Source organism: Alcanivorax sp. HI0083, assembly GCF_001635175.1.
Window position 1 is genome coordinate 1 of the sequence record NZ_LWFX01001103.1, and the last position, 1,351, is coordinate 1,351.

The 1,351-nt window shown below is 57.8% G+C and carries 2 protein-coding genes; both read right to left on the reverse strand.

From position 1 onward, the window contains the following. Window positions 1-886: ISL3 family transposase (locus A3754_RS15065; RefSeq protein ID WP_063520354.1), on the reverse strand; the 886-nt coding region annotated here is incomplete at its 3' end. Between the two features lie 78 nt (window positions 887-964). Next, window positions 965-1,351: Hg(II)-responsive transcriptional regulator (merR, locus tag A3754_RS15070; RefSeq protein ID WP_063520355.1), on the reverse strand; the 387-nt coding region annotated here is incomplete at its 5' end.

The window sequence follows — 1,351 nt, forward strand, 5'->3', positions numbered from 1 at the left end:
GCTCGTAGGCCGCCAGGAGCTGAGGGAAGGCCCCTGTCCATGTCTCCATGATAAGCCGCTCGCGATCTGAAACGTCGTGGGCACGCTTCAGCAGGATCTTCCTATCGCCCTTGAGGGTCCGCCGCTGGTTTGGCTTCAGATCCTTCCTGAGTCCCTTACGCACCTTCTCCAGGGCTTCGTTGGCCATCCGCACCACATGGAACTTATCGACCACAATGCGAGCCTGCGGCAGTACCGCCTGGACAGCACGGCGGTAGGGTTTCCACATATCCATGCTGACGATCTCGACCTGGTGGCGCTCGGTCATGCTCATGAGGCGCCTCGTCACCGCGTCCTGCTGGCGACCGGGCAGCAGGTCCAGTAGGGTACGCTCCTCCAGGTTGGTCAGGATGCAGCGGTAGCGGCGGTTCAGGTACAGCTCGTCGATCCCCAGGCAGCGGGGTGTCTCGAAACGATGCCAGGCTGCCAGGAACTCAGCCTTCTTCTTGAATATCTCGCGGACAGTCTTCTCGTCGAGGCCCGTGGTATCAGCCACGTAGGCGTAGGGGTGATTGAAGGCTTCCTTCTCGACGTGGTTGTAAAGCCTCCGCGTCATGCGGTGATCGTCTACCATTTCCGGAAGAGCTGGCCGGAACGTCCTTCCACACGCCCGGCAGGTGTAGCGGCGACGGACCACCCAGAGGGTGACCCGCTTTCCGTGGATGGGTAGGTCGCGATAGGCCACATCGCGCTTGCCGAACCTGACAAACTCACTCTCAACGCCGCATTCCTCGCAAGCTAGAGGCTCAGGAGCTTCGACCTGGTAGTGGAGATCATGCTCTTCCATCTTGGTGCCTAGGACGTGGTACTCGGGAAGGTGAAGGATGTTGTCAGGCAAGCTAGTCATGCAAACTTTCCTTGTCGACATGGTCCATAGATGATCGCGACTCTTTGACCGCGTTGTTTTCAACGAACTGAAGGTGAGTTACTCCCTTGGGTCTTCTGCTTCTCTGAGCCCTTCATGCAATGACGCAATTAGCGGGCAAGTGATATTGCCTTGTTGTGCATGGCATCTGTCGACCATTTCGCTCAGCACCTTCTCAATTCTTTCAAGCCTGTCGATCTTCTCGCGAACGTCCCCTAACTTGTGCTCTGCGAGAGCACTGGCTTCTTGACAGTGGGCGCCATCTTCCAGCCGAAGTAGGTCACTGATCTCATCCAGACTAAAGCCCAGCTGCTGCGCCGTTTTCACGAACGTCAACCTGTCGATATCGGCGGCACTATAGCGTCGAATACCTCCGGGAGGGCGTTCGGGCTCCGATAATAGCCCTCGTCGCTGGTAATAGCGGATTGTCTCGACATTGACGCCGGC